The following is a 25664-nucleotide window of genomic DNA, read 5'->3' as shown; positions in this document are numbered from 1 at the left end:
TTTTTGTATTGGAGTCTCTGTGAGTAGCGCCCCTGCCCCTTCTTCTCGTGCCGCTGAAACCGCTTACCAAGCGATTGAGCAGTTAATTGCCACACTCAAACTGGAGCCTGGTCAGGCCATTGTGGAAAGTGATCTGGTGGAAATGACAGGTTTGGGGCGCACCCCCTTGCGTGAAGCCCTGATGCGCATGGTCGCCCTGGGATTGATCGAGCAGCAGCCCCGCCGTGGTCTGCGTGTCAGTGAAATCCGTGTGGCTGAACACTTGACCCTGATTGAAACGCGCCGGGTTCTGGAGCGCCTGATTGTGCAGGGCGCTGCCCGCTGGGCAAGCCCGGCGCAGCGCAGCGCCTTGCTCGGCCACGCCCAGGCCATGGTCGATGCCGCCAACGCCAAGGATATCGACGCCTATATGCTGGCCGATCAGCATTTGGACGAAGTCATCCACCAGGCCTGTCGCAACACCTTTGCTGTGCAAGCGGTCACGCCCATGATCGTTCAGTGCAGACGATTCTGGTACGCCTATCAATACGAAGGCGACCTGGAAGCCGGCGCCCAAGCTCATTTCACACTGGCTGAAGGCATCCAGGCTGGAAACCCCGACTTGGCCTTGCAAGGCTCTGAAACGCTAATGGCCTACCTTAGCGCCTTCACCCGCAAGGTCATTGAGTAAACCGATAGACCAACGACTAATAATCTGGAGACATCATGAATCTGAACGGAATTCTCGTTCCCATCGTTACCCCGTTTGACGCCAACAACCAACTAAATGAAGCCGCTCTGGAGCGCCTGGTCGAGTGCTTTATTGAAGCCGGCGTGGGTGGCATCGTGGCTTGTGGCACCACGGGCGAATACTACGCACTGAGCGCACAAGAGCGCCGCCGCGTGCTGGAGATTGTTGCCAACACCGGCCGTGGCCGTACAACACTGATTGCCGGCGTGAACTCCATGTCACCTGCCGAAGCCATCAGCCGAATCCGCGAAGCCGAGGAGTTGGGTTACGAAGCGCTGATGCTCTCCCCCACTCCTTACAGCCTGCCGGGCCAAAATGAAGTGGTGGCGTATTTCAAAGAAGTCGCCGCCGCCACCGAACTGCCTATCGTCATGTACAACTTCCCGGCACGCATCGGCATCCAGATCGAGCTTGAGTCCGTTTACGAACTGGCCAAGGTCAAGAACATTGTGGGTATCAAGGAGAGCAGCGGTAACTTCAGCCGGGTAGTGGCCATGGTCAATGCCAATCTGCCCGATTTTCAGGTGGTGTGTGGTTGTGATGACCAAGCCGCAGACTTCCTGTTCTGGGGCGTCCGTAGCTGGATCAGTGGCGGGGCCAATGTGTTTCCGGCCGAGCAGGTTCAAATGCTCAAAGCGGCAGAACAAGGAGACTGGGACAGCGTGCGCCGCATGATGGCCGCCATGCTGCCCGCCATTGCCGCCATGGAATCGGGTAACTACAACCAGAAGGCCAAACTGGGTTGCGTGCGTCACGGCATTGATGTCGGTTCGGTACGCCTGCCCCTGCTACCCGTCGACGCGCAGGAACGGGATGACTTCCTGGCACAAATCAACGCTTACCAAGTCGAACAGGAGGCTTGAATGTCTACACAGAAAGAGACGGTCTTTGAGTTGGCCCGCGCCGGCAAGCTGCACGCTTCCCATTTGATTCCTGGCCACCCAACCACGGCTGCGGGCTTGCTCGATAACATCAGCCCTATTGACCTGACCGTGATTGGCAAAATCGCCGCTGGCCAAGCCTCGGATGTAGAAGCGGCGGTCACTGCCGCACGCGCAAGTTTTGAATCCGGGCAATGGTCCGAGCTGTCTCCGGCTGACCGTAAGAAGATCATGCTCAAGTGGGTGGCCTTGTTGGAGCAACACGCCGAGGAACTGGCTGCGCTCGATTGTGTGGATGCAGGCAAACCCATTACCGAATGCCTGAACACCGATATGCCAGCCACCATCGACACCTTCAGTTGGTATGCGGAAGCGGCTGATAAATGCTTTGGCCGAATCTCCCCCACTGGCACAGAAGCACTGGGTTTGATCACCAAAGAACCCATTGGTGTGGTGGCCGCCGTATTGCCCTGGAACTTCCCGGCCCAGATGTACGCCTGGAAAGTGGCCCCAGCCCTGGTATGCGGCAACTCGGTGATTGTGAAACCATCCGAGCTGACCAGCCTCAGTGCCTATCGCATGACACAACTGGCGCATCAGGCAGGCATCCCGGAGGGGGCGCTCATTCTGATCACAGGCACAGGAGAAGAAGTAGGAGAACCGTTGGGACGACACGAGGACGTGGACATCGTGTCGTTTACCGGCTCCACCGAAGTGGGACGCCTGTTCCTGAAATACTCTGCGGAAAGCAATCTGAAAGAAGTCGTGCTGGAATGCGGCGGTAAAAGCCCTCAGGTCGTTTTTGAGGACGCCCTGCTGGACGAAGCGGTTCCCTCCATCTTGGCCGCCGCCTTCTGGAACATGAGCGAGAACTGCAGTTGCGGCTCCCGCCTGATCGTACACAGCAGCCTGAAAGACACACTGCTACACAAGCTCAAGCAGGGCTTGGACTCCTGGAAAGTGGGCTTGCCTACCGACCCGGATGTGTCTATAGGACCGATGGTCGAAAAAGCGCACTTTGAAAAAGTGGCCAGCTTTCTGCAGAACCCCGGTAAAAACGCCCAACTGGTCCATGGTGGGCGTGTCCACAGTGACTTGGGCAGTGGCTGGTATATCGAACCCACCATCTTCGATCACATCACCCCGCAAGACCGCCTGTTCCAGGAGGAAGTGTTCGGCCCCATCCTGGCCGTCACGACCTTCGAGACAGAGGAACAAGCCATCGCCTTGGCGAATGACACCCAATACGGCCTGGCCGCCTCCATCTACACACTGGATGTACGGCGCGCACAACGTGTCTCACGCAAGATCAAAGCAGGCACCGTGTCGGTCAATGGTTTTTCCGAAGGGGATATCACCGCGCCCTTTGGTGGCTTCAAACTGTCCGGTTTTGGCGGCAAGGACAAGGGAATGGAAGCCCTGGATCAGTACCAGCAAACCAAGGCGATCTGGTATGTGAATCAGTAATCCGCTCCTTGCGCGGCTCAGGCAGTAATAAGCAGGCCGCTGTACACCGCCCCCCAAACTTCTGGACATGAAAGCGGGGGGCGGTTCTTGTCCGTGAGCGGATCCGGATTCTTGAGCCGGTATAACATCCTGCTTCCAGGTCTCGTCCGGCCCACTCGGCATAGGGTGTTCACGATGTGACACTGGTCATCAGCCCTCAGCGGGCAAAACAACACTAGTAGAAAAAAGCCCCCCGCTCCAAGGGCACAGTCTTGTCGGTACACACCCGTTTCAGCTCCTGCGCGAACAACTTGTCCACCGGACGCTGCTGACCGGCCACCCGTGTAAAAAGCGCGATCGGTGACAGCCCCCATTCAAAGGAATACGGCACGATGGCCACCCCGGATACCCGTACCAGCTCCTCGGCAATTTCAGTGGGAACCACGGAGACGGCCCGGGAGTGATTCACGATCAACTCACCGATCAGCTTGGGTGAAGACGTTTCCACGCTGGGCACAGGCTCGGGCAAGCCCGCGCGTAAAAACAGGTTGGCCACCTGCCGTCGCATGGGCGTACTGCGCGGCCCCAGAATCCAGTCCAGATCCTGCAACTGCGACCAGTCCAGCTTGCGACGTCCCAGTCGGCCTGCCAGTTCCCGACTGGCAATCAGACGCGGTTGCTGCGCGTACAAGGCCTCATGGCGCAGCCCTTTCATATTCAGATCCGCAGAGCTGCGCGCCACCACGGCATCCAGGGCATGATCACGCAGTTGTTCCAGCAGGGTTTCCGTCAAACCTTCGGTAATGCTGACAGAAACCACCTGTCCCTGAGGGCGGGTCGCCCGCAAGGCCGTAGAAACCAGTTTGCCGGACACAAAGGGAATCACACCCAGACGCAAATGCGCTTGCCGCCCCATGCTGTGCGCCTGCAAATCCAGACTCAACAACTCCATGTCCTGGACCATCGCCCGAGCGCGTGAAATCACGATCTGACCTTGGGGTGTTGCCTCCATGCCACGGGAGGAGCGCAAAAACAGCGGCGTGCCAAAAACTTGTTCCACCTCGGCCAGGGCCTGGGTCACCGCAGGCTGGCTCATCGCCATTAAATCCGCCACTTTGGTCAGCGACCCCAGGCGTTCGATCTCGATCAGCAAGGCCAAGTGGCGCAGCTTGAGTCGTTGCACCAAGCGATGCGCGATTTCGTTTGATTCCAAGCCCTTACCTCTATCCATAAGCATTTACTAATAGGGTAATAATAAGCCCTAATACCCGGGTCTGTTTAATTATCTACACTTGTTGAAAACCGGCAGTGACGCACTATTCGCCACGCCTTCCCTGGATTTCACCAAACATCTGTTTGGCGCCTGAGCAAAAGGACACGCAATGAGTTCACCTGTAGATCGACAAGCCGCCCTGGATTACCACGAGTTCCCCATTCCCGGCAAAGTCACTATTGCCGCGACCAAACCTTTGGTCAGCCAGCGTGACCTGGGCCTGGCCTATTCCCCAGGTGTTGCTGCCGCCTGCGAAGAAATCGTGGTTGACCCACAAAATGCCTTCCGCTACACCGGCCGTGGCAACCTGGTGGGCGTGATCTCCAACGGTACTGCCGTGCTGGGTCTGGGCAATATCGGTGCCTTGGCCTCCAAGCCCGTGATGGAAGGCAAGGCCGTTTTATTCAAGAAGTTTGCTGGCCTGGATGTCTTTGATATCGAAATCAACGAAACCGATCCCGACAAACTGGTGGACATCATCGCCGGCTTGGAGCCTACCTTCGGGGGCATCAACCTGGAAGATATCAAGGCACCCGAGTGTTTTGAGGTTGAGCGCAAGCTGCGCGAGCGCATGAACATCCCTGTCTTTCACGACGACCAGCACGGTACCGCCATCTGCGTGTCGGCAGCGTTTCTGAACGGCCTGAAAGTTGTCGGCAAAGACATCAAGAAGATCAAAGTCGTGACCTCCGGTGCCGGTGCGGCCGCTTTGGCGTGCCTGGACCTGATGGTGGACATGGGTCTGCCCGAAGAAAACGTCTGGGTAACGGACATTGATGGTGTGGTCTACAAAGGCCGCCCTGGCCACCAAGTGCCCGAGCTGGCTCGTTTCGCCAAAGAAACCGAGGCCCGCAAGCTGGCGGACGTCATCGAAAACGCCGATGTGTTCCTGGGCCTGTCCGCCGGCGGTGTGCTGAAAGCTGAAATGCTGCAAAAGATGGCAGACCGTCCTTTTGTGATGGCGCTGGCTAACCCCACCCCCGAAATCCTGCCTGAAGTGGCCAAAGCCGCCCGCGACGACGTGATCATGGCAACTGGCCGTTCGGACTTCCCGAACCAGGTCAACAACGTGCTGTGCTTCCCCTACATCTTTCGCGGTGCGCTGGATGTGGGCGCCACCACGATTACCCGTGGCATGGAAAAAGCGGCTGCCCGCGCCATTGCTGCTCTGGCCGAAGAAGAGCAAGACGAAGCAGTAGCCGCAGCCTACGGTGGTTATGGACTGAGTTTTGGCCCCGAGTACCTGATTCCCAAACCCTTTGATCCCCGTCTGATCGTGCGTATCGCCCCCGCCGTGGCCCAGGCGGCCATGGAAGAAGGCGTGGCAACCCGCCCTATCGCCGATCTGGAAGGCTACATTGCCAAGTTGCAACAGTTTGTCTACCACTCCGGCGCATTCATGAAGCCCGTTTTTGCCATCGCCAAGCAACTGGTGCGCGAAGGCGGCAAGGCTCGCATCGTCTTTACCGAGGGCGAAGAGGAGCGTGTGCTGCGTGCCGTACAAGTGATTGTGGATGAGAAATTGGCTCACCCGATTCTGGTGGGCCGCCCTGCCGTACTGCTGTCCCGCATCAAGAAATTCGGTCTGCGCCTGCGTTTGGGCGTGGATGTGGAAGTGACCAATCCGGAATCAGACGACCGCTTCCACCAGTACTGGACCACCTATTGGGAAAAAATGTGCCGTCGCGGGATCAGCAAGGAAATGGCTCGCGTGGAAATGCGTCGCCGCCTGACGCTGATTGGCGCCACCATGGTGCACCTGGGCGATGCCGATGGCATGATTTGCGGCACAATCGGCTCCTACCACAACCACCTGCGCTACATCGACGAGATGATCGGTCGCAAGCCCGACTCCAGCGTGTACGCCGCCATGAACATCCTGCTCCTGGGCGAGCGCACACTTGCCCTGACCGATACACACGTCAACGACGACCCGAATGCGCAGGAAATTGCGGAATACACGATTGAAGCGGCCCGCATGTTGAGCACGCTGAGTCTGGAACCCAAGGTAGCCCTGCTGTCGCGCTCTAACTTCGGTTCGGATTCAGCCGCCTCCGGCCCCAAGATGCGCGAAGCGCTCAAGCTGATTCACGAACAGGCACCGGACCTGCAAGTAGAAGGCGAAATGCACGCCGACTGCGCGCTGGACGAGGCCCTGCGTAGCCGCACCTTGCCTAACTCTTCGCTGACAGGCTCTGCCAACCTGCTGGTCTGCCCGAACGTGGATGCCGGCAATATCAGCTACAACCTGCTCAAAACCGCCGCCGGCAGCAACGTCGCCATTGGCCCCTTCCTAATGGGTGCCAATGCTCCTGTGCATATTCTGACTTACAGCTCGACCGTACGCCGCATCATCAACATGACAGCCCTGACCGTACTGCAAGCCAATCGTGGCTAAGCCTTAGGGCTGACATAAAAAACCGGCCTGCAAAGGCCGGTTTTTTTATTACTACCTCTGATTCAAACCTTATTCCAGCTTGATATTGCCTTTCTTGACCACGTCATGGGCCCAGTCGTACTGCTCTTTGATTTCCTTGGCGAACTCTTCAGGCGAATTACCCGAAGGTGTTGCTCCCTGCTTTTCCAGGGCAGCAATAATTTCAGGCTTTTTCAAGGCCTCAACAGCGGCTGCATGCAACTTGGCAACAATTTCAGGAGGCGTACCCTTAGGGGCCAGCAGACCATACCAGGCTGGACTATTTAGCTGCGGGTAACCTTCCTCAGCCAGGGTCGGCACATCTTTGAGCGCAGGCAGACGTTCGGGCCAGGCAATCGCCAAGGCGCGTAAATTACCAGCCTGAATCTGAGCCATGGAGGAAGGCAAGTTATCAAACATGGCGTTGATCTGGCCACCAACGGCATCGGTCACAGCAGGACCGGAGCCCCGGTAAGGCACATGGACGATGTCTGTGCCGGTTGCCAGCTTGAAGGCTTCACCAAACAAGTGCAACACCGAGCATGTCCCGGAGCTGCCATAAGAATATTTACCGGGATTCGCTTTCAACTGCTGCACGAACTCTTTGAAGTTTTGTGCCGGAAATTTGGGATTGACCTCGATCACGTTGGGCAGGTTGGCAAAGTTGCTGACCGGCAAAAAGTCTTTCAAGGGATCATAGGGCAGATCATTGGGACGGCAGGCGGGGTTCACGGCCAAGGTCGAGACAGTCGCGATCGACAAGGTGTAGCCGTCAGGTTTAGCGCGAGCCGCCTCTGCCGCTCCAATAGCGCCACCGGCACCACCCTTGTTTTCTATCACCATGGATTGACCCAACACTTCGCTCATGCCCTTGGTCACAATACGCGCCACAATATCGGTGGAGCCACCGGGCGCAAACGGAACAATGACGCGAATCGCCTGATTAGGGTAATCCGCTTGAGCGTGCGCGACATTGGCCGTGCCGATCATGGACAAACTTGCACAAAGGGATAGCAGTGCAAATTTCTTGGGAAACTTCTCTATCATGGGAACATCTCCTCTTTCGTCTTTTTGTAGATCCATCCCCTGGGTAAGGGGAACCAAACAATAATAGCGCAGCTAATCCCCAACCATTGTTAATTGTGAAAGCAGATACTTACAGGGGATATACCTATATCTGCCTTTAACGACCGTCATTATGACCACCATTTTTCCGCTGATCCTGCCCGATTTTCTGTTGATTGCACTGGGGGCTTTGTTGCTGCACCGCTTCCATTTCAGTCGGGATTTTTTCCAGGGTGCTGAAAAACTAGTCTATTACGTGCTGTTTCCTGCACTGCTGTTTGATTCCATTACCCGTATCCCCCTCAATTTGGCTGACACGTGGCCTCTATTAGTGGCTGCCGCTGTTTTAATTTCTGTCGGCACCTTACTGGCCTGGCTGGCCCTGCCTATTCTGAAACCCGAACTTTTGCAGCATGCGGCCCTGACCCAATGTGCATTTCGCTTCAATACCTATTTAGGGATGTCCCTGGCCAGCGCGATTGCTGGCCCACCGGGAGTGGCGGTCATGGCCTTGCTGGTAGGTTTTTCGGTTCCCATGGCCAATATGGTGGCCGTCACCGTGCTGGCGCGTGGGCAACAAGGCCGCATCGCAATCGAGCTGCTTAAAAATCCCCTGATCCTGTCTACCGTAGCGGCATTGGCCTGGAATCTGGCTGGTTTGTCCGTACCAGGCCCGGTTCAATTGGCCTTTAGCCGCTTGGGGGCCTGCGCCTTGGGGATTGGTTTACTGTGTGTCGGTGCCGCCCTATCGCTGCAAGGCTCGCGCCGGGCGGGCGCACTGATCAGCTGGATCACGGCCATCAAACTGCTGGCTTTGCCCCTGGCTGCCTTGGCAACTGCCTGGGTGTTGGATATGAGCCCACTGGAGCGCCAGATGTTACTGGTGTTTGCCGCTCTGCCTACGGCCTCTTCTGCCCACGTCCTGGCTGCCCGTATGGGGGCCGATAGCCGCATGGTCGCGCTAACCATGTCGATCGGCACTATACTAGCGGGCTTGACCATTCCGCTGTGGTTATCCCTTGCTACCTGATCCTCGCCTATGAATCCGCATGCGTTGACCCTGTCCTTGCCTGACGAGGACGCCACCACCGCCTTGGCCGAGCGACTTGCTCCCTTGCTTAGCGGTCAGGTGCCTGGCGTACCCCTGGGGGGCCGAATTCACCTTCATGGTGATCTGGGCGCCGGTAAAACCCACTTCGTTCGCGCCCTGTTACGAGCCTGCGGTGTGACCGGTCGTATCAAAAGCCCCAGCTACGCTTTACTTGAAAGTTATAAAGTTTCTAGCTTATACTTCTATCATCTTGATTTCTATAGATTTAGCGATCCACGAGAATGGGTCGATGCAGGTTTTCGCGATATTTTGCAAGACAATGCCGTTGTGCTGATCGAATGGCCCGAAAAAGCAGGGGATTTATTGCCCGAGCCCGATCTGGATTTACACCTGGATTATTGCGGTGACGGTCGTTTGGCCACTCTGGATGCACACAGCGCCAAAGGAACGCTATGGATTACGACACTCGCCCCCAGCCTGCAGAAGTAGCCCCCGCCGGCAAGGCCCGTCGCCGATTCGTCGCCACGGCCACTACCCTGTTCCTGCTTCCTGTCATCCCGCGACTGGCGAACGCCAGCACCATCGTGGCCGTCCGTACCTGGCCGGCTGACGAATACACCCGCGTCACCCTTGAAATGGATAGCGAGCTCAAGGCCGAGCACTTCACGCTGGAAAATCCCCATCGCATGGTGGTGGACATCCAGGGACTGACCATGAACCGCACTATCGAGGAGCTGGTTTCCAAAGTCCGTCCTAACGATCCCTATATTCGCTCGGTACGTGTGGGCCAGAACCGGCCCGACGTCGTGCGTCTGGTACTGGATCTGAAACAGCCCATCGCCCCCCAGATCTTTACGCTCAAGCCCGTTGGTGAATACAAGTACCGTCTGGTTCTGGACTTGTACCCGCGCGTGGCCCAGGACCCGCTACTGGCCCTGCAAATTCAGGACGACGATGACCCCTTGGCTTCCGTGCTGGAAAGCCTGGCTCAAAATTCGCCTGACGCTCCAGTGCCAACTGTCCGAGGGCAATCCCTGCCACCCGCTGTGGCGCGGACTCCCCCACCCGTCAGCACCCCGCCCCGCGCTCCTTCGCCGGCGGCAACACCTGGCACACCCAATCGTCCTTTGTTGATTGCACTGGACCCCGGTCATGGCGGAGAGGATCCCGGTGCCATTGGTCCGGGTGGTACACGTGAGAAAGATGTGGTGCTAAACATCGCTCGACGTTTGAAGCGCCTGATTGATGCGCAGCCCAATATGCGTACGTATTTGACGCGGGATTCAGACTTTTTCGTCCCGCTGCAAGTACGTGTGCAAAAAGCTCGCCGGGTAAAGGCGGATCTGTTTATCAGTATTCACGCAGATGCCTGGATCAAACCTAGCGCGCGTGGCTCGTCCGTGTACGCCTTGTCTCAAAACGGGGCAACCAGCTCGGCGGCCCGTTGGCTGGCAAAAAAAGAGAATGATGCCGACTTGATCGGTGGTCTGAACCTGGGTTCCCATAACCGGCAGGTCGCGCAAATTTTGCTGGACCTGTCTACGGCTGCCCAGATCAACGATTCGGTAAAAGTGGGTTCGCGTCTACTGGGCGAGATCGGCAAGATCAACCGCCTGCATAAACGTCGTGTCGAGCGCGCCGGTTTTGCTGTATTGAAAGCCCCCGATATTCCTTCAATTCTGATTGAAACGGCATTTATCAGTAATCCGGAAGAAGAACGTCTGCTACGTAGTTCCTCGCATCAAGACAAGATCGCCCAGGCTATTTTGACGGGCATTCGAGGCTATTTTGCCGAATTCCCGGCATTGGCCAGCCGCAGTTGAACCGTAAAGCCCCACACAAAAAGCGCACCAGATTTCTGCTGCGCTTTTTTTGATCTTTGGCAATGCCCACCAGCGTAAACTCATTTCATCAGGCCCCGTAGTCGCTACACTAGCCGTATTTCTTTTTACGGCGCCGTTACGTGAAAACAGGTTAACCAGTACTCATTTCCAAGAGATAGTCGATGAGACAAACAAGGGCTCTATCCACTTTCTTGCGCCATTCCAACAAAGCCTCATTGTGCCTGTACAGTCCGGCTCCTTACCCGTCTCCCCTGCCCTTCATTCCAGGCCAGGGTAGTCCGCGCGCCTGTCGCGAATCACCTCCCTGATCGGCTCACCCTGCAGCCATGTGCTGGTCGGCTCAACGACCAGGCACACACACCCTGCCATGTCCTCCGAGCGTTCTTGCATTGGCTTCAAACGACAAGGAAAAAATCATGAAATCCCCCCCCTGCCTGCTTATTGTGTACCTATGCCTGTCCCTGATAGCCGGGCCAGCCCGTGCTGATGACGACTGCGATGTCCCAGTACAGCAATGGCAAAGCCGGGATGCGGCCCTGGAGCATGCCGCTCGTCTGGGCTGGCAGGTGCAACGCCTGAAAATTGACGACGGCTGCTATGAAATTCGCGGCCGGGATGCTCAAGGCCGTTCGTTCAAAGCCAAGCTTGACCCGCAAACGCTACGCATCGTGAAAATGAAAGTGCGCGAGGGTCACGACAAGCCGGAGCGCGAACGTGAGCGCGAAAGGAATCACTGAAGCCTGCACTTGGCCGCCGTCCTTCCTACCCTCAACCCTGAAGTTGTTTCCCTTTGATCACACCGGAGAACCATCATGTCCAAGCGTTTTCTTCTCACCACCCTGGCTGCAGCCTGTACCGTGGCCCTGCCCTCTTTAGCGCAGGGCCGTACCGTGGCACTTTCCACTACCCTCAAAGACTACGGCGGTGACGGGGCCTATTTGGCCGTCTACCTGACCGATGCCCAGGGCGCGTATGTACGCACACTGTGGGTCGCCGGCGGCAAAGCCAAATACTACAAGCATCTGGCAGACTGGAATCGCTTGTCCGCCAGCGATGGCCAACGCCTGCAAGGAGTAACCGGCGCCAGCGTCGGTGCCGGGCGCACTCTGGAGGTGACAGCAGAACTGGAGGATGCCCTGATTGACGCCGGCTACGAGCTCCGTGTCGATGCCGCCGCCGAAGACATGCGGGATAGCCCATCGGAAATCCGTGTTCCCCTGACTGCCGCCAACGCGGGCTCGCCACAGACAGGCAAACAATATATTCAATCCCTGACCTATCAGTTGCAGTAAGGAACCTACATGATCTGGCGATTCGTCCATCGATGGCTGGGACTGGTAGCAGGCACCCTCGCGCTGGTACTGGCCATCACAGGCACGATGTTGGCACTTGAGCCCTTGCGCAACGCCCTGCAGGCCGCTCCCACCGAGTCCGACCTGCCGCTTGCCACACTGGTGGAGCGCGTAAAGAGCACTGTCCCTGGCGCAGAAGAAATTCGTCATCTGCCATCAGGCATCTTCGTGGTCTATGCGTTTGAGAACGGACAAGCCCGGGCCATACGTGTGGACCCGGCAGACGGCAAAATCCTGGGAGACTACCAGGCCTCCCTGCTGCCGCGTTGGGTCAAAAACCTGCATCGCACTTTCTTGATGGACGACCCAGGACGCATTACAGCAGCCATGGTTGCTCTGGCCATGTTGACCCTGTCTGTGTCCGGACTGGTGTTGCTGCTGCGTCGAATGGGTGGCTGGCGGGGACTTACCGGGCCCGTGCGTGGCACCCTCCCCCAACGCCTGCATGTACTGAGCGGCAGGGTCATTTTATTGATCCTGGCCCTGTCCTCAGCCACGGCCCTTTACATGAGCGCCAGCACGTTCGAGCTGATCACGCTAAGTCCGAGCACGGAGCCCGAAGTGAGCTCGCAAGCCACCGGACAGCCGCCGCTTCCACCGGGCCAGATCGACCTGTTGCAGACTTTACGTGTGCAGGATCTGCAACGGCTCAATCTACCAACACATGAGGACCCTCAAGACACTTGGCGCGTTCTCACTGTTCAGGGCCAAGGCTGGGCGGACCAGTACCAAGGTCAGACCTTGGCCTGGGAGCCGTCGACCCTGGCACAACGCCTCTACGACTGGATCTTGCTCTTGCATACCGGAGATGGAGCCTGGCTGTGGGCCATTTTTCTTGGCCTATCGGCAGCGTGCATACCCTTGTTCTGGTACACAGGTATCCTAATGTGGTGGCAAGCGCGCCGCAGCCGTCCCACGCTTAAAGGCAATAGCCCACTGGCCCAGGCCGACAGTCTGATTTTTGTCGCCAGTGAGGGCGGCAGTACCTGGGGGTTTGCGCAAGCGCTGCACGACGCACTCAAAGCCATGGGTCGTCAGGTACATACCACCACGCTGGAGAACTGGCGAGTACCACCAACGGCCCGCCAGGTATATATCCTGGCCGCCACTTACGGTGAAGGCCAGCCGCCCGCCCACGCACAAAAAGCACTCAAACAGATCGCCAGCCAGCCGCCCACTGACGCTCAAGTCGCGGTTTTAGGGTTTGGGGATAGACAGTTTCCTGACTTTTGCGGATTTGCCAACACGCTCGAGCACGCCTTGCGGGAGCGGGGATGGAAACCTTTGCTGGCGCTAGAGCGTATTCATCAGCAATCTCCCCAGGAGTTTGCTCGCTGGGGACGAAGCCTTTCTGACGCGCTGGGGCAAGCTGTGCCGCTTGCCTACCAGCCTCGTTTGCCGCGCATGGCAACCCTGACACTGCTGTCACGCCAGGACTTTCCCGGTGCTACGGGTCAGCCCGCCGTCATCCTGCGCTTTGCGCTGCCCGACCAGCCAGTGCCCCGCTTCGCAGCCGGAGACCTGCTGGGCGTTCTTCCTCCCGGCGAACAGTCAGTCCCACGCTACTACTCACTGGCCTCAGGCAAACAGGATGGGTTCGTGGAAATCTGTGTGCGATACACAAGCGGTGGTGTTTGCTCTCCGTATTTGCATCGCCTGCAGATCGGAGATCAGATTCAAGCCTTCATCCGGCCCAACCCCGGCTTCACGCTGACCGGCTCCCGAAGCCCGGTGGTGTTGATTGGCGCGGGCACCGGGGTGGCTCCGTTGGCCGGTTTCATTCGCGACAATAGGCGACATCGTCCCATGTACCTGTATTACGGTACTCGTGATTCCAAACAGGATTATTATTTTGAGAAGGAGCTCAAAGACTGGCAGACCCAAGGCCATCTACACCAATTGCACACAAGCTTCTCCCGAATGCCTGATGGTGGCGGTTATGTACAGAACGCCGTACAGCGTGACGCCCAACAGATCCGCACCCTTCTGGAAAAAGGCGCGCTTGTGCGTGTTTGTGGCAGCCGCCCCATGGCTCAGGCAATCAGACAAGAACTGGACACTATTCTGATGGATATGGGCAAGAACCTGGCCTGGCTCAAGGAGAACGGGCGCTATGCCGAAGACCTCTTCTGACGTTCGACGCCTGACACTGAACGGCCCAACCATGGGCACGCGCTGGTCCGCCCTTGTGGAAACGACCGATGCCGTGGAGGTAGCAGACCTGCAACAAGCGCTGGCAGAGGCCGTTCACCAAGTGGATCGGCAAATGTCCCCGTGGCTGCCCGACAGCGAGCTAAATCGGCTCAACCGGACCCCTCCCGGTACATGGCTGGACCTGCCCCCAGAAATACTTGAGGTGTTAGCCTGTGCCCTGGAGATCAATCGTCGCAGCCAGGGCGCTTTTGACCCTGGCCTGGGGGACCTGGTAGATGCCTGGGGTTTTGGCCCCGCCCGACATGAGCCCGATGCTGCCGCCATCCGTCGTGCCGCTCAAGCAGGTTCTACCCCCGCTTACGAAACACTGGAACTGGATATGGCCGCCGGCCGCGCCATCAAACACGCTCCCCTACAGCTAGACCTGTGCGGGATCGCCAAAGGCTATGCGGTAGACCGTATGGCCCTGGTGCTGCGTCAGCACGGCCTTGATCACGCCTTGCTGGCCCTGGACGGAGAACTTCGCGCCCTGAACAGCCAGTGTCAAGGCCAGCCTTGGGCGGTAGCGGTCGAATACCCCCAGGATGGACGGCGCTCCACTCACAGCGTGGTTGAACTGGATAATCTGTCCATCGCCACCTCGGGCGATTATCGGCGTTTTTTACAGCTCGGTGATATCCGAGTCGCACACACCATGGATAGCAGGCATCGCGCACCTGTGCGCAACGATATCGCGTCCGTAACTGTTCTGGCGCCAGACTGCATGCGGGCCGATGCCTGGGCCACCGCCTTGCTGGTCAGCGGCAGCGATGGCATGGCCTTGGCACAACGCATGGGCATAGAAGCGCTTTGGCTACTGCGTCGTGACAATCGTTTGACCACCGTTGGCCTGGGGCGGTTTAGCGAAGCGCCAGCATCGCCAGCAAAGGCATGATGAAAAACGGGACGCCTTAGCGTCCCGTTTTCGCACGGCCCAGTCGTATCAGGCAGCGGACTCGACAGCCTATAAAGCGGCATCACCCTTGCTCTTGCGTTTGAAGATCTTCCACAAGGCCCCGGCCACAACAGGCACCGCGGCAGCCGCAATACCAATCAGCACGATGGTATTCAAATGCGCCTTGATGAAAGGCACATTGCCAAAAAAGTAGCCCAGCGTAATCAAGCTGCAAATCCATAAAACCGCGCCTGTCATGTTGTACATCTGAAAGCGCCAGGCATTCATGTGCCCCACTCCCGCCACAAAAGGCGCGAAGGTACGGAACAGAGGCAGGAAGCGGGAAATGACGATGGTCTTGCCACCATGCTTTTCATAGAAAGCATGGGTTTTGACCAGCGCACGGCGATCCAGGAATCGGGATTCCTGGGTAAAGACTTTCGGGCCTATATACCGCCCCACGTGATAGTTCACGGTATTGCCCAGCACAGCCGCCACGATCAGCAGGCCACCGAGCATCACCGGGTCCAGCATGCCCGAGGCACCGAAGGCTCCGGCAATAAACAGCAAAGAGTCGCCCGGCAGGAAAGGCAGAACCACAAGCCCGGTCTCGCCAAATATAATCAAGAACAGAACAAGATAAATCCAGGCCCCATACTGCTCGACCCACACCCCCAGGTATTGGTCAATATGAAGGATCATGCTGAGTAAATCGGGCATAGTTCCACGCCAAAATAACAATCCAGCCAGCCCAATACTGACCAGACCGACACCATAGATCAAGCGGTTAAAATAAGCCGCTACCGTTTGAAACCCGTTGAACGTGTATGGTTCAACCCTGAATACACACAAGGCCAGCCGCCCTATGTCATCAAGACGCCGTATTATCCCACTCCCTGACTTGCTTGTAAGCCAAATTGCAGCCGGTGAGGTTATCGAGCGCCCGGCATCTGTGCTGAAGGAACTGCTGGAAAACGCCATTGACGCCGGTGCCAGTGCCATCGAAATTCGTCTGGACGGCGGCGGTATCCGCCGCATCTCTGTCAGCGACGATGGTCACGGCATCACGCAAGAAGAATTGCCCTTGGCGCTGCTGCAACATGCCACCAGCAAGATTCGCTCGCTCGAAGAGTTGGAGTCTGTGGCGTCCATGGGCTTTCGGGGTGAGGCCCTGCCCTCGATTGCCTCGGTCGCCCGTCTGACGATCAATTCGCGCACCCAGGACGACCCACACGCCTGGGAGTACTCGCTAGGCCAAAGTGAACCTCAACCGGCCTCTGGGCAGATCGGCACGCATGTGGATGTACGCCAGCTCTTTGACGAGATCCCCGCCCGTCGCAAGTTTCTGCGTACGGAAGGCACGGAGTACGGCCATTGCGTGACTGCGCTGGAGCGCATTGCCCTGGCACAGCCACAAATCGCTTTTCGTCTGTTTCACAATGACAAACCCCAGCGCCACTGGCGCAGTGGCACGCTGGAACAGCGCCTGCTGGATATCTTGGGCAAAGAGTTTATTGAGCAAAGCCTGCCCGTCGCCCAGGAACAAGGCCTGATCAGCTTGCGTGGTCTGGTGATTCACCCTGCCCACGCTCGCCCAAATGGAGACAAGCAGTTCCTGTTTGTAAATGGCCGCTTTGTGCGCGATCGTACCGTGTCTCATGCCATACGCAGTGCGTATGCCGATGTACTGCATGGGGATCGCCAACCCGCCTATGCCCTGTTTCTGGACATTGCCCCCTCCACACTGGATGTAAACGTACACCCGGCCAAGCACGAAGTCCGCTTCCGTGACAGTGGTGCCGTGTACCGCTTTGTGCTGCAATCCGTGGGACAAACCTTGGCGCAAGGCAGTATGGCCGGTGAAACGCCTATTGCCGCCATGCCTTTGCCTGAAGGTGCCACCCAGCCCCAAGCGCCAGATACACCCTACCCTTCCCCCGTTCCTGGCGCAGCAGGCGGCTCCTATACCAGCGGCGAACCCGCCATGCCATATAGCCATCCGGCTCGCCAAGGCTGGCAATCCAGCTTCAACATGCGCGAACCTTCCGGAGGTGGTGCAGACTGGAAAAGCATGTACCGCCCGATTGAGCCTGTTTCCAGCAACACCCCCGTCACCGACTATCAAAGCGACACGGATAGCCCGACCGACGAATTTCCCTTGGGCATGGCGCTGGGCCAATTGCACGGCATCTACATTCTGTCGGAAACCCGTCAAGGCATGATTCTGGTGGACATGCACGCCGCCCACGAACGTGTGGTCTACGAACAGTTAAAGCAGGCGTTGGATGGTCGTGAGCTACCTCGCCAAGACTTGCTGGTCCCCGTGGTCTTTGGCTGCTCGGAAAGCGATATCGCTTTACTGGATGAGCATCAGGAGACCCTGGCCGAGCTGGGTCTGAGCATGAGCCCGGCAGGCCCCACCACGATGGCCGTGCGCGCCGTCCCTGCCCTCCTGGCGCAAGGCGATATCGAATCCCTGGCCCGTGCCGTGCTGCGCGATCTGGCGCAGGTAGGATCGTCACGCCATCTGGATGAACAGCGCAACGAACTGCTCTCGACCATGGCCTGCCACGGTGCGGTACGTGCCAATCGCCGCCTGAGCATTCCCGAGATGAACGCTTTGCTTCGCAAGATGGAACAAACTGATCGGGCCGACTTGTGCAATCACGGCCGCCCCACCTGGTTCCAATGGAAGCTCAGCGAGCTGGACAAACTTTTTATGCGTGGACAATGAACGATTTACCCATTCTGTGCCTGGCCGGCCCGACGGCCAGCGGCAAAAGCGCAAGCACGCATATCCTGGCGCAACACTGGCCAATTGAAGTGATTGTGATGGACTCGGCCACGATTTATCGTGACATGGATATTGGCACCGCCAAGCCCAGCGCCCAGGAACAAGCGGCTATCCCCCACCACTTGCTGGATATTCGCGACCCAGTTGAAAGTTATTCGGCGGCGGAATTCGCCACCGATGCCACCCGACTGATTCAGGAGATTCAGGCACGCGGGCATTATCCCGTCCTATGTGGCGGCACCATGCTGTATTACAAAGCCTTGCGTGAGGGCTTGAACGACTTGCCACAGGCCGACCCTGCCATTCGCCAGCAACTAGATGAACGCGCCCAGGAAATTGGCTGGCCCGGCATGCACGCGGAACTGACCCGCATCGACCCGGTAACAGCCGCCCGACTGGCTCCACGCGATAGCCAGCGCATTCAACGTGCGCTGGAGATTTTCCATATCAGCGGCAAAACCATGAGCGACTGGCTCAAGGACAAGGCCCAGCCTCAAGAAGGCAGCCATCGGTACGTCACCCTGAGCCTGGAACCGGAAGACCGATCCTGGCTGCATAAACGTATTGCGGTTCGCTATCAAGACATGATCAAACAAGGGCTGCTGCAGGAAGTAGAGAAGCTTTATCAGCGCCCTGACTTGCATCCCGGCCTGCCCTCTATTCGTTGTGTGGGCTATCGGCAACTGTGGTCGTATCTGGACGGCGAAGTCAGCCTGGACCTGGCCATTGAACAGGCTATTGCCGCGACTCGCCAACTGGCCAAACGCCAATTGACCTGGCTGCGATCCGAACCCGAGCGTCAGCAATTCAACTGTCAGAACCCGCAAGCTGCCGAGCAGATTGTGCAAGCGACGCGCCAGATCTGGCCAGCTTGATACTCAGATAACAGCCTCGTTTTTACGAACAGTCCCTGGCAGCCGGATAGTATCCAACTGCCAGGGACTGTTCAAAAAGACCGCTTTTTTATCCAAACTCCGTTTTTACGCCGAAGCGCCGTTCAGCTTGGGCTGGATTTGAGTGCGCATCGCCAGGTACTGAAACGCACCGCCCAACAAGGCACCAATCAACCAACCATAACCGGCCATATTCGCCAGTGCGGGTACCCACACCGTCGCCACCGAGAACACAGCCGCCAGGAAAAAGGCGATCATGGCACGCTTGTTCCAACCATTCTGGAAGTAGTAGGCACCACTTTCTTTCAGAGAGAACAGATCCGACACCACCACCCGCTGTCTGCGAATCAAGTAAAAGTCCACAATCATGATGCCGTACAAGGGGGCCAGCAAGGCGCCCAAGGTATCCACAAAGCCGGTAATCCCAATGGCGCTGATCAGCGGAAGCCACAGAGCACCGATAAAGAAAGCAATGACAGCAGTCAGAATGCCGCCCATCTTGGCGGAGATCAGCTCGGGCTTGAGGTTAGCCAGATCGAAGGCAGGCGGAATGAAGTTCGCCACCAGGTTGATACCGACGGTGGCGGCAAAGAAGGTCAAAGCCGCAATGACCGTCAGAACCAGGCTATCGACACGATCCACAATATCGGTGGGGTTGGTCAAGGTTTCACCAAACAGCACAGCCGTACCAGCGGTAATGAACAAGGCCAGGAAGGAGAACACGGCCAGACTGACGGGCAAGCCCATGAAGTTACCGATACGCATGCTGCGCTCGTCTTTCACAAAACGCGAGAAGTCACCGTAATTGATCACGACAGCGGCAAAGTACGCCACCATGGTCCCCACCACCGCACCAAAGGCCATCAAGGGGCCGCCTTCATAAGTGCCCTTACCGGCAAAAATCTCGCCTACTTTATCAAGTAGACCGCTGCCTGCCTTGTACCAAATCACCGCCAGCAGCGCGAACATCACCAGGTACACCAAGGGACCTGCCCAATTCAGGAAGCGCGTAATCCACTTCATGCCCATCAGAAAAATACCCAGTTGCAAGACGCAGACCACGATGTAAGACAACCAGCCCACCCAATCCAGCCCCAGGAACAGAGCACCTCCGGGGTGGCCGAGCAAGGCATTGAACAACAAAGCCAAGGCGGTAGAGGCAAAGTAGGTCTGCACGCCGTACCAGAAGATAGCCACAATCCCGCGTACCAGGGCAGGAAACTTGGCGCCCTTCACCCCCATGCTGATACGGGCGATCACAGGATAGGGAACGCCATACAACACGCTGGGTTTACCGCTCAGGTTCACCAGGCCCATCACAATAAAACCGGCCAGCAAGATACCGGCAAACACGGCCCAGCCATTGAGCCCATAAGAAATAAACAAGGTGGCGGCCAGGGTATAGCCAAACAGACTTTGAATATCGTTGGACCAGACGTTGAAAATCTCGAACCAGCCCCACAAACGTTTTTGTCGCGGCAAAGGCGCCAGATCCTCGTTATGCAAGGATGGATGCGGGTCCTTCAAGGATAAATCGCTATGCTCCATTTTTCTTCCCCTCAGAAATTGCTTCTAACATTTCAGCTAATATTTCTATGCTCTTGCCGCTACTGTAGGAGCCTTGCTGGCCGGGGAACATTATGGAATGTACGAGTAATACTTAAATTCGGATTAGCTCAAAAAACAGCATAATTACTTTCATATAAACCTTATTTGAAAATCAAATACACCAGATTCGATGCGCTAATACAGCGGGCTTCGGGAGCAGACGCAGAAATAAAAAAAGCCAGCTCATTGAGCTGGCTTTTCTATTCACGGAAAGATCCGAGGGTTTCAGACCACTTCAGTCTGCGCCTGACCTTCCTGACGTTCCAGGATTTCGCCCAGTTGGTAGACGGTTTCACCTTGCTCGGACAAGGTGGCGCTGATGGCCTCTGCCTTGTCTGCGGGAACGATGATGATCATGCCAATACCACAGTTGAACACGCGGTACATTTCTTCGTCGGCCACGTTACCGTTGCTTTGCAACCACTGGAACAAGGCAGGCATGGTCCAGGAATCGCGCTTCAGGCGGGCAGTCAGGTGCTTTTGCAGAATGCGTGGCACGTTCTCCAGCAAACCGCCGCCCGTGATGTGAGCCAAGCCCTTGATGTCTGCACCGTGGGCAGCCAAGGCGGCCAGCACGGATTTCACGTAAATGCGGGTGGGTTCCATAACCACGTCAGCCAAAGGACGGCCATCCAGCTCGTCGGTAGGCTTGGCATTGGCGTGCTTGAGAATCTTGCGAATCAAAGAGTAGCCATTGGAGTGAGCACCGCTGGATGCCAGGCCCAGAACCACGTCACCGGGGACAATGGACTTGCCGTCGATAATGCGCGATTTCTCCACCGCACCCACCGCAAAACCGGCCAGGTCGTATTCGCCTTCGGGGTACATGCCGGGCATCTCTGCCGTTTCGCCACCGATCAGGGCGCAAGCGGACAGTTCACAACCCTTGGCAATGCCACCCACCACTTGAGCCGCCGTATCGACCGACAGCTTGCCGCAGGCAAAATAATCCAGAAAGTACAAGGGTTCTGCGCCCTGGACTAGAATGTCGTTGACACTCATGGCCACCAGGTCTATACCCACAGTGTCGTGGCGCTGCCAGTCAAATGCCAGGCGTAGTTTGGTACCAACACCGTCGGTGCCGGACACCAGAACGGGCTCTTTAAGGTGGGTAGGCACTTCAAACAAAGCGCCAAAGCCTCCGATTCCAGCCATGACGCCTGCACGCATGGTTTTGGCAGCCAGTGGTTTAATACGATCGACCAGGGCATCGCCCGCGTCGATATCCACGCCTGCATCGCGGTAGGTCAAGGAAACAGAAGTAGTGTTTTTCATGGGAAAAGCCGTGGGATATGTGAAAATTGCGAGTTGGACGAAATTGTACGACACATGACCGAGCAACTGATTCTGGATATATCTCCAGCACCGCCTGCCTCTTTGGACAACTTTGTTGCCGGAGCGAATCAGGCTGCGTTGCAGGCTCTGCGTCAGTGCAGTCCAGGACGCGCGGTTTACCTGTGGGGACCACCCGGCGCAGGTCGAACACATCTGCTGCGGGCGATGGCCAGTCAAGACGACAGCCGCTATTTTAGTTCAGATACTCCCTCCCAGCCCATCTTTGACATCGCCACGGATGACAAAGCCCCTCCCAGCCTCTTGGCCATCGACGATATCGAACGTTTTGACGAGCACGGACAGGCTGCCGTATTTGCACTGTACAATCGCTGGCGCGAGTCGGCCACCCGGCCCGACGCCTTCACGCTGCTGGTCTCCGGCGACCGGGCACCCAAAACCATGTCAGTACGCGAGGACTTGCGTACACGACTGGGCTGGGACCTGGTATTCAGACTGGAATACCTGTCGGACGCCCACCGGGCCGAAGCCATGCAACAGCGGGCCGCTGCCCGTGGACTGCAACTGCAAGCGGAAGTGCTCAGTTGGATACTGACTCACTACGATCGCGATATGAACCGCTTGAGCGCACTGATCGATGCGCTGGACAACTATTCACTGGTAAAGAAACGCCCCATCACTTTACCCCTGCTCAAAGAACTTCTGGCCAACAGCCAGACCCAATCTTCTAGTTGAGTCATGACTGCTTCTTCTTTTATTGCCCTGTTTGATCTGGACCACACTCTGCTTCCTTTAGATAGCGATTACCAGTGGGCTGACTTCCTGGCCCGTACTGGCCGCGTCGGTGACCCCGCCGAAGCCATCCGTCTGAATGAAGACCTGATGGAACGCTATAACCAGGGATTATTGACGGCCGAAGAATCGGCCGAATTCATGTTGGGCCTGCTCACCAACGCCAGCCAGGAAGAGTTGCTGGCCTGGCAAGACGAATTCATGCAGGCCGTGATCCTGCCCTCGATCAGCCCCGCTGCCCGCGAGCTGCTGGCCCAGCATCAGGACCAGGGCCATCTGGTAGCGATTGTGACGGCCACCAACGAATTTGTGACGCGTCCCATTGCCGCTGCACTGGACGTAGACCACTTGATCGCCACTACCCCTGAAATGAAAGATGGCCGCTACACCGGCAAGATCAGCGGTGTGCCCAGCTTTCAGGCTGGCAAGATTACCCGTGTGGAGCAATGGCTCCAAACCATGGGCAAATCTCTGGCTGACTTCGAGCGCAGCTGGTTCTACAGCGATTCGCCCAATGATCTGCCCCTGATGGAAGTGGTGACCGACCCTGTGGCGACCAACCCCAGCGACAAGCTGCGCGCCGTGGCGACCGAACGTAATTGGCTCGTCATCGATTTGTTCGCTGACATGATGGACAGCAAATCGTAAAATCAGACGCATGCTCAAGCGAACAATAAAAACATTTGTCGACCGGCTGCTCAAACCAGCCAAAAGCGCGCGTCCCAAAGGGCCGCGCCGCTACACACGTGAAGAACATGGCATAGACCGGCGTCTGGTCTCACGCCATGCCATCAAAGTGTGCGAAGTGCTGAACCACGAAGGCTATCAAGCCTATGTCGTGGGCGGCGCGGTGCGCGATTTGCTGGTGGGCCTGGAACCCAAGGACTTTGACGTGGCGACCAACGCCACGCCCGAGCAAATCCGCCCCCTGTTCCGTCGCGCCCGCATTATTGGCCGCCGCTTCCGCCTGGTTCACGTGGTGTTTGGCCAGGAAATCATCGAAACCTCGACGTTCCGGGCTGACGATAGCGGCAAGCAGACCGACGAACATGGCCGGATCCTGCGAGACAACGAGTACGGCACCATCGAAGACGATGCCGCCCGCCGTGATTTCACGCTGAACGCGCTTTACTACGATCCTCTGACCGAAACCGTTATCGACTACCACAACGGGGTAGCCGATCTGAAAGACCGTCAGGTACGTATTATTGGTGATGCGCAAACCCGCTATCGTGAAGACCCGGTGCGCATGCTGCGTGCCGTGCGCTTTGCCTCCAAGCTGGACGCCACCATCGAGCCCACGACGGACGCGCCGATCCGTTCCTTGTCGCGTCTGATCGAGAACGTGCCCGAATCTCGTCTGGCTGACGAAACACTCAAGCTGCTGAACTGCGGCCACGCCATGGACTGCATCCAGCGCCTGCAGGCTCTGGGTCTGCACAGCAAGCTCTTGCCCATGGTCGAGCCAGTTCAACGTCTGCCTGGTGGCTCGGAATTTCTGGATATGGCCCTGGCCCGTACCGATACCCGCGTTCGCGCCGGTAAATCGGTCAGCCCCAGCTTTATCTATGCCTGCCTGCTCTGGAAGCTGGTCAAGCAGGAGTGGGACCGACGCAGCGCTCAGGACATGCATCCCCAGCAAGCCTTGCTGGAGGCCGCCGACCTCATCCTGGAAAAACAAAGCCGCATCATGCCGATTCAAAAGCGCTTCCAGTCGGATATGCGCGAAATCTGGTTCATGCAGCCCCGTTTTGAACGCATCGCCAATCGCGCCATCTGGCGCATGACGGAACAACCTCGTTTCCGTGCCGCTGTGGACTTTTTACAACTACGCGCCGAAGCCAAAGAGATCGATAGCGTACAGGCACAGTGGTGGATGGACCTGGCCGATGCGGGCGATGAAGAGCGCAGCGCCATGATCGCCGTGCGCAAACCTGCTGGCACCGCCGCCACTGGCTCGCGCAGTGGTCAGCGCCGCACACGTCGTCGCCGCTCCAATGCCAAGCGCAGCAACTCAGCAGGCGCAAACGAATCGTGATCCCAGGCAACACCACCGTTTTTGTGGCTATGGGCGCAAATCTGGGTGGGGCACGGCAAACTCTGGAAACAGCAGCGGCTGAACTGGCCGCTACTGCTGGCATCCAGGATCTGACGCTGGCCCATTTCTACAGCACGGCTCCCGTCGATTCCAGTGGCCCGGATTACGTCAATACTGTCGTCCGCTTCACCTGCACCCTGGCGCCCGAGGCCTTGTTGGATCTTCTGCAAGCCATCGAGCACGAGCACGGCCGCACACGCCTGTACCGTAATGCACCCCGTACCCTGGATCTGGACTTGCTGCTTTACGGGCAAGAGCAGATCAATACGGAACGGTTGATCGTGCCACATCCCCGCATGCACGAGCGTGCCTTTGTGCTGGTTCCACTGGCCGATCTGGCTCCTGAACTTGAACTGGCCCAAGGCCACATAAGCACCCTGCTGGACTCGGTGAAAGACCAGGGCATCTGGCGCCTGGACTAATTGCACGCAGGATCAACTTGCCACCTTTTTGCGTCATCAATGCGTGACAAGGCTGCTAGTGACTGAAATAAGGGGTGACTACACCCCGGCCAGCTCCTTGGAGCGAGCAAGAAAGACTCCCTGCAAACGCTGTACAGGCCGCTGTCATCGACACCGGCCTATTAACGTTTTTTTGTGCGCGCTAGGCGTCCAAGAGCTTGATCAGCGCGTCCTGATGATTGGATCGGGCTTCCAGCAGTTGCCGCCCTTCTTCGGTCAACATGGCAATCAAAGGAGCGGGAAAAGGGGAAGGCGTTTGCGTCGTTTGCGGGATGGCTTGGACTAATCCCAGCGACTGTAATTGTTCAAAAACGGCTTGTTTCTTGTGCCAGGGAGTTTGGCGTAAGCGCACGAGCTCAAGAGTGTTCCAAATAGTGGGGTTGAGCTGCGGAATAGTTGTGGAGCGCTGAAGTTGCGTCATACAAGGCCCTTAATTAAGACCACCCATACCGACATTGTGTGCCCATAAGGGGAGGTCAGCCAGAAAGCATCCCTATACCGTACAACATAACAATGTACAGAATATTTCAAGGAGTTCTGACAAACATCGTCGCAGTGCTGCTCCAAGTCACCAATAAG

23 protein-coding genes are annotated in these 25664 nt (G+C 57.3%); 17 read left to right on the top strand and 6 right to left on the bottom strand.

What is annotated here, in order from left to right:
* Positions 1-19 precede the first annotated feature (19 nt).
* The 3 genes from AC6I6N_RS11545 to AC6I6N_RS11535 are packed head-to-tail and all read left to right on the top strand — an operon-like array spanning position 20 to position 3078.
* Positions 20-670, top strand: coding sequence for a GntR family transcriptional regulator (locus AC6I6N_RS11545; protein ID WP_108728010.1), 651 nt, complete (start codon positions 20-22; stop codon positions 668-670).
* Between the two features lie 35 nt (positions 671-705).
* Complete coding sequence (dapA, locus tag AC6I6N_RS11540) at positions 706-1593, top strand: 4-hydroxy-tetrahydrodipicolinate synthase (protein ID WP_094195806.1); 888 nt, start codon at positions 706-708, stop codon at positions 1591-1593.
* The gene (locus tag AC6I6N_RS11535; RefSeq protein ID WP_230019082.1) at positions 1594-3078 is read left to right on the top strand and encodes an aldehyde dehydrogenase; all 1485 of its coding nucleotides are present in this window, start codon (positions 1594-1596) and stop codon (positions 3076-3078) included.
* A gap of 214 nt (positions 3079-3292) precedes the next feature.
* On the opposite strand, the gene AC6I6N_RS11530 is transcribed toward AC6I6N_RS11535, so the two are convergent.
* Positions 3293-4288, bottom strand: a complete 996-nt coding sequence (locus AC6I6N_RS11530; protein WP_094195804.1) for a LysR substrate-binding domain-containing protein — start codon at positions 4286-4288, stop codon at positions 3293-3295.
* Positions 4289-4439: 151 nt separating this feature from the next.
* On the opposite strand from AC6I6N_RS11530, the gene AC6I6N_RS11525 reads away from it, so the two are divergent.
* Positions 4440-6728: an NADP-dependent malic enzyme gene (locus tag AC6I6N_RS11525; protein ID WP_094195803.1), complete on the top strand. Its 2289-nt coding sequence runs from the start codon at positions 4440-4442 to the stop codon at positions 6726-6728.
* Positions 6729-6797: 69 nt separating this feature from the next.
* Here AC6I6N_RS11525 and AC6I6N_RS11520 read toward each other — a convergent pair whose 3' ends face one another.
* On the bottom strand, positions 6798-7736 hold the full coding sequence (locus AC6I6N_RS11520) for a tripartite tricarboxylate transporter substrate binding protein BugE (protein WP_234354421.1): 939 nt from the start codon (positions 7734-7736) through the stop codon (positions 6798-6800).
* A 208-nt stretch (positions 7737-7944) separates the two neighbouring features.
* Between AC6I6N_RS11520 and AC6I6N_RS11515 the strand changes: the two genes are divergently transcribed.
* The 7 genes from AC6I6N_RS11515 to AC6I6N_RS11485 all read left to right on the top strand — a co-directional run bounded on the left by AC6I6N_RS11515 (position 7945) and on the right by AC6I6N_RS11485 (position 15146).
* Positions 7945-8841 (top strand): AEC family transporter, encoded by an 897-nt coding sequence (locus AC6I6N_RS11515; RefSeq protein WP_094195801.1) that lies wholly within the window; start codon positions 7945-7947, stop codon positions 8839-8841.
* A gap of 9 nt (positions 8842-8850) precedes the next feature.
* Positions 8851-9351: a tRNA (adenosine(37)-N6)-threonylcarbamoyltransferase complex ATPase subunit type 1 TsaE gene (gene tsaE, locus AC6I6N_RS11510; protein ID WP_094195800.1), complete on the top strand. Its 501-nt coding sequence runs from the start codon at positions 8851-8853 to the stop codon at positions 9349-9351.
* Positions 9315-10685 (top strand): N-acetylmuramoyl-L-alanine amidase, encoded by a 1371-nt coding sequence (locus tag AC6I6N_RS11505; protein WP_094195799.1) that lies wholly within the window; start codon positions 9315-9317, stop codon positions 10683-10685. The genes tsaE and AC6I6N_RS11505 overlap by 37 nt, the downstream gene beginning before the upstream one ends.
* Before the next feature lie 437 nt (positions 10686-11122).
* A complete protein-coding gene (locus tag AC6I6N_RS11500) occupies positions 11123-11443 on the top strand; it encodes a PepSY domain-containing protein (RefSeq protein WP_094195798.1) in 321 nt (106 codons plus the stop codon).
* Between the two features lie 75 nt (positions 11444-11518).
* Complete coding sequence (locus AC6I6N_RS11495; RefSeq protein WP_094195797.1) at positions 11519-11998, top strand: DUF2271 domain-containing protein; 480 nt, start codon at positions 11519-11521, stop codon at positions 11996-11998.
* Positions 11999-12007: 9 nt separating this feature from the next.
* Complete coding sequence (locus AC6I6N_RS11490) at positions 12008-14191, top strand: PepSY domain-containing protein (RefSeq protein WP_108728013.1); 2184 nt, start codon at positions 12008-12010, stop codon at positions 14189-14191.
* Positions 14172-15146, top strand: a complete 975-nt coding sequence (locus tag AC6I6N_RS11485) for an FAD:protein FMN transferase (protein WP_125277016.1) — start codon at positions 14172-14174, stop codon at positions 15144-15146. The genes AC6I6N_RS11490 and AC6I6N_RS11485 overlap by 20 nt, the downstream gene beginning before the upstream one ends.
* Positions 15147-15215: 69 nt before the next feature.
* On the opposite strand, the gene AC6I6N_RS11480 is transcribed toward AC6I6N_RS11485, so the two are convergent.
* On the bottom strand, positions 15216-15866 hold the full coding sequence (locus AC6I6N_RS11480; protein WP_094195794.1) for a VTT domain-containing protein: 651 nt from the start codon (positions 15864-15866) through the stop codon (positions 15216-15218).
* A 145-nt stretch (positions 15867-16011) separates the two neighbouring features.
* Here AC6I6N_RS11480 and mutL point away from each other — a divergent pair, with 145 nt between their 5' ends.
* Complete coding sequence (gene mutL, locus AC6I6N_RS11475; RefSeq protein WP_497943518.1) at positions 16012-17880, top strand: DNA mismatch repair endonuclease MutL; 1869 nt, start codon at positions 16012-16014, stop codon at positions 17878-17880.
* A complete protein-coding gene (gene miaA / locus AC6I6N_RS11470; protein ID WP_497943517.1) occupies positions 17877-18815 on the top strand; it encodes a tRNA (adenosine(37)-N6)-dimethylallyltransferase MiaA in 939 nt (312 codons plus the stop codon). The genes mutL and miaA overlap by 4 nt, the downstream gene beginning before the upstream one ends.
* A 105-nt stretch (positions 18816-18920) precedes the next feature.
* On the opposite strand, the gene AC6I6N_RS11465 is transcribed toward miaA, so the two are convergent.
* The gene (locus tag AC6I6N_RS11465) at positions 18921-20381 is read right to left on the bottom strand and encodes an NCS1 family nucleobase:cation symporter-1 (RefSeq protein ID WP_264672470.1); all 1461 of its coding nucleotides are present in this window, start codon (positions 20379-20381) and stop codon (positions 18921-18923) included.
* Positions 20382-20666: 285 nt separating this feature from the next.
* Positions 20667-21716, bottom strand: a complete 1050-nt coding sequence (gene purM / locus AC6I6N_RS11460) for a phosphoribosylformylglycinamidine cyclo-ligase (RefSeq protein WP_094195791.1) — start codon at positions 21714-21716, stop codon at positions 20667-20669.
* 54 nt (positions 21717-21770) lie between these two features.
* Between purM and hda the strand changes: the two genes are divergently transcribed.
* Genes hda through folK form a run of 4 tightly spaced genes read left to right on the top strand, consistent with a single transcriptional unit; the run spans position 21771 to position 25046 of the window.
* A complete protein-coding gene (hda, locus tag AC6I6N_RS11455; protein ID WP_022983475.1) occupies positions 21771-22469 on the top strand; it encodes a DnaA regulatory inactivator Hda in 699 nt (232 codons plus the stop codon).
* A gap of 3 nt (positions 22470-22472) precedes the next feature.
* Positions 22473-23174 (top strand): HAD family hydrolase, encoded by a 702-nt coding sequence (locus AC6I6N_RS11450; RefSeq protein WP_094195789.1) that lies wholly within the window; start codon positions 22473-22475, stop codon positions 23172-23174.
* Positions 23175-23184: 10 nt separating this feature from the next.
* Positions 23185-24564: a polynucleotide adenylyltransferase PcnB gene (pcnB, locus tag AC6I6N_RS11445; RefSeq protein WP_108728017.1), complete on the top strand. Its 1380-nt coding sequence runs from the start codon at positions 23185-23187 to the stop codon at positions 24562-24564.
* A gap of 29 nt (positions 24565-24593) precedes the next feature.
* Positions 24594-25046 (top strand): 2-amino-4-hydroxy-6-hydroxymethyldihydropteridine diphosphokinase, encoded by a 453-nt coding sequence (gene folK, locus AC6I6N_RS11440; RefSeq protein WP_429646167.1) that lies wholly within the window; start codon positions 24594-24596, stop codon positions 25044-25046.
* Positions 25047-25227: 181 nt separating this feature from the next.
* Here the strand turns inward: folK and AC6I6N_RS11435 are convergent, their stop codons facing one another.
* Positions 25228-25506 carry a hypothetical protein gene (locus AC6I6N_RS11435; protein WP_230019077.1) on the bottom strand — a complete coding sequence of 93 codons (279 nt, stop codon included), beginning with the start codon at positions 25504-25506 and terminating at the stop codon, positions 25228-25230.
* Positions 25507-25664 lie beyond the last annotated feature (158 nt).

The organism is Alcaligenes sp. LTN-3, from assembly GCF_059735605.1.
Note: the sequence above shows the minus strand (reverse complement) of the source record. Positions and strands in the feature narration are given on the sequence as shown.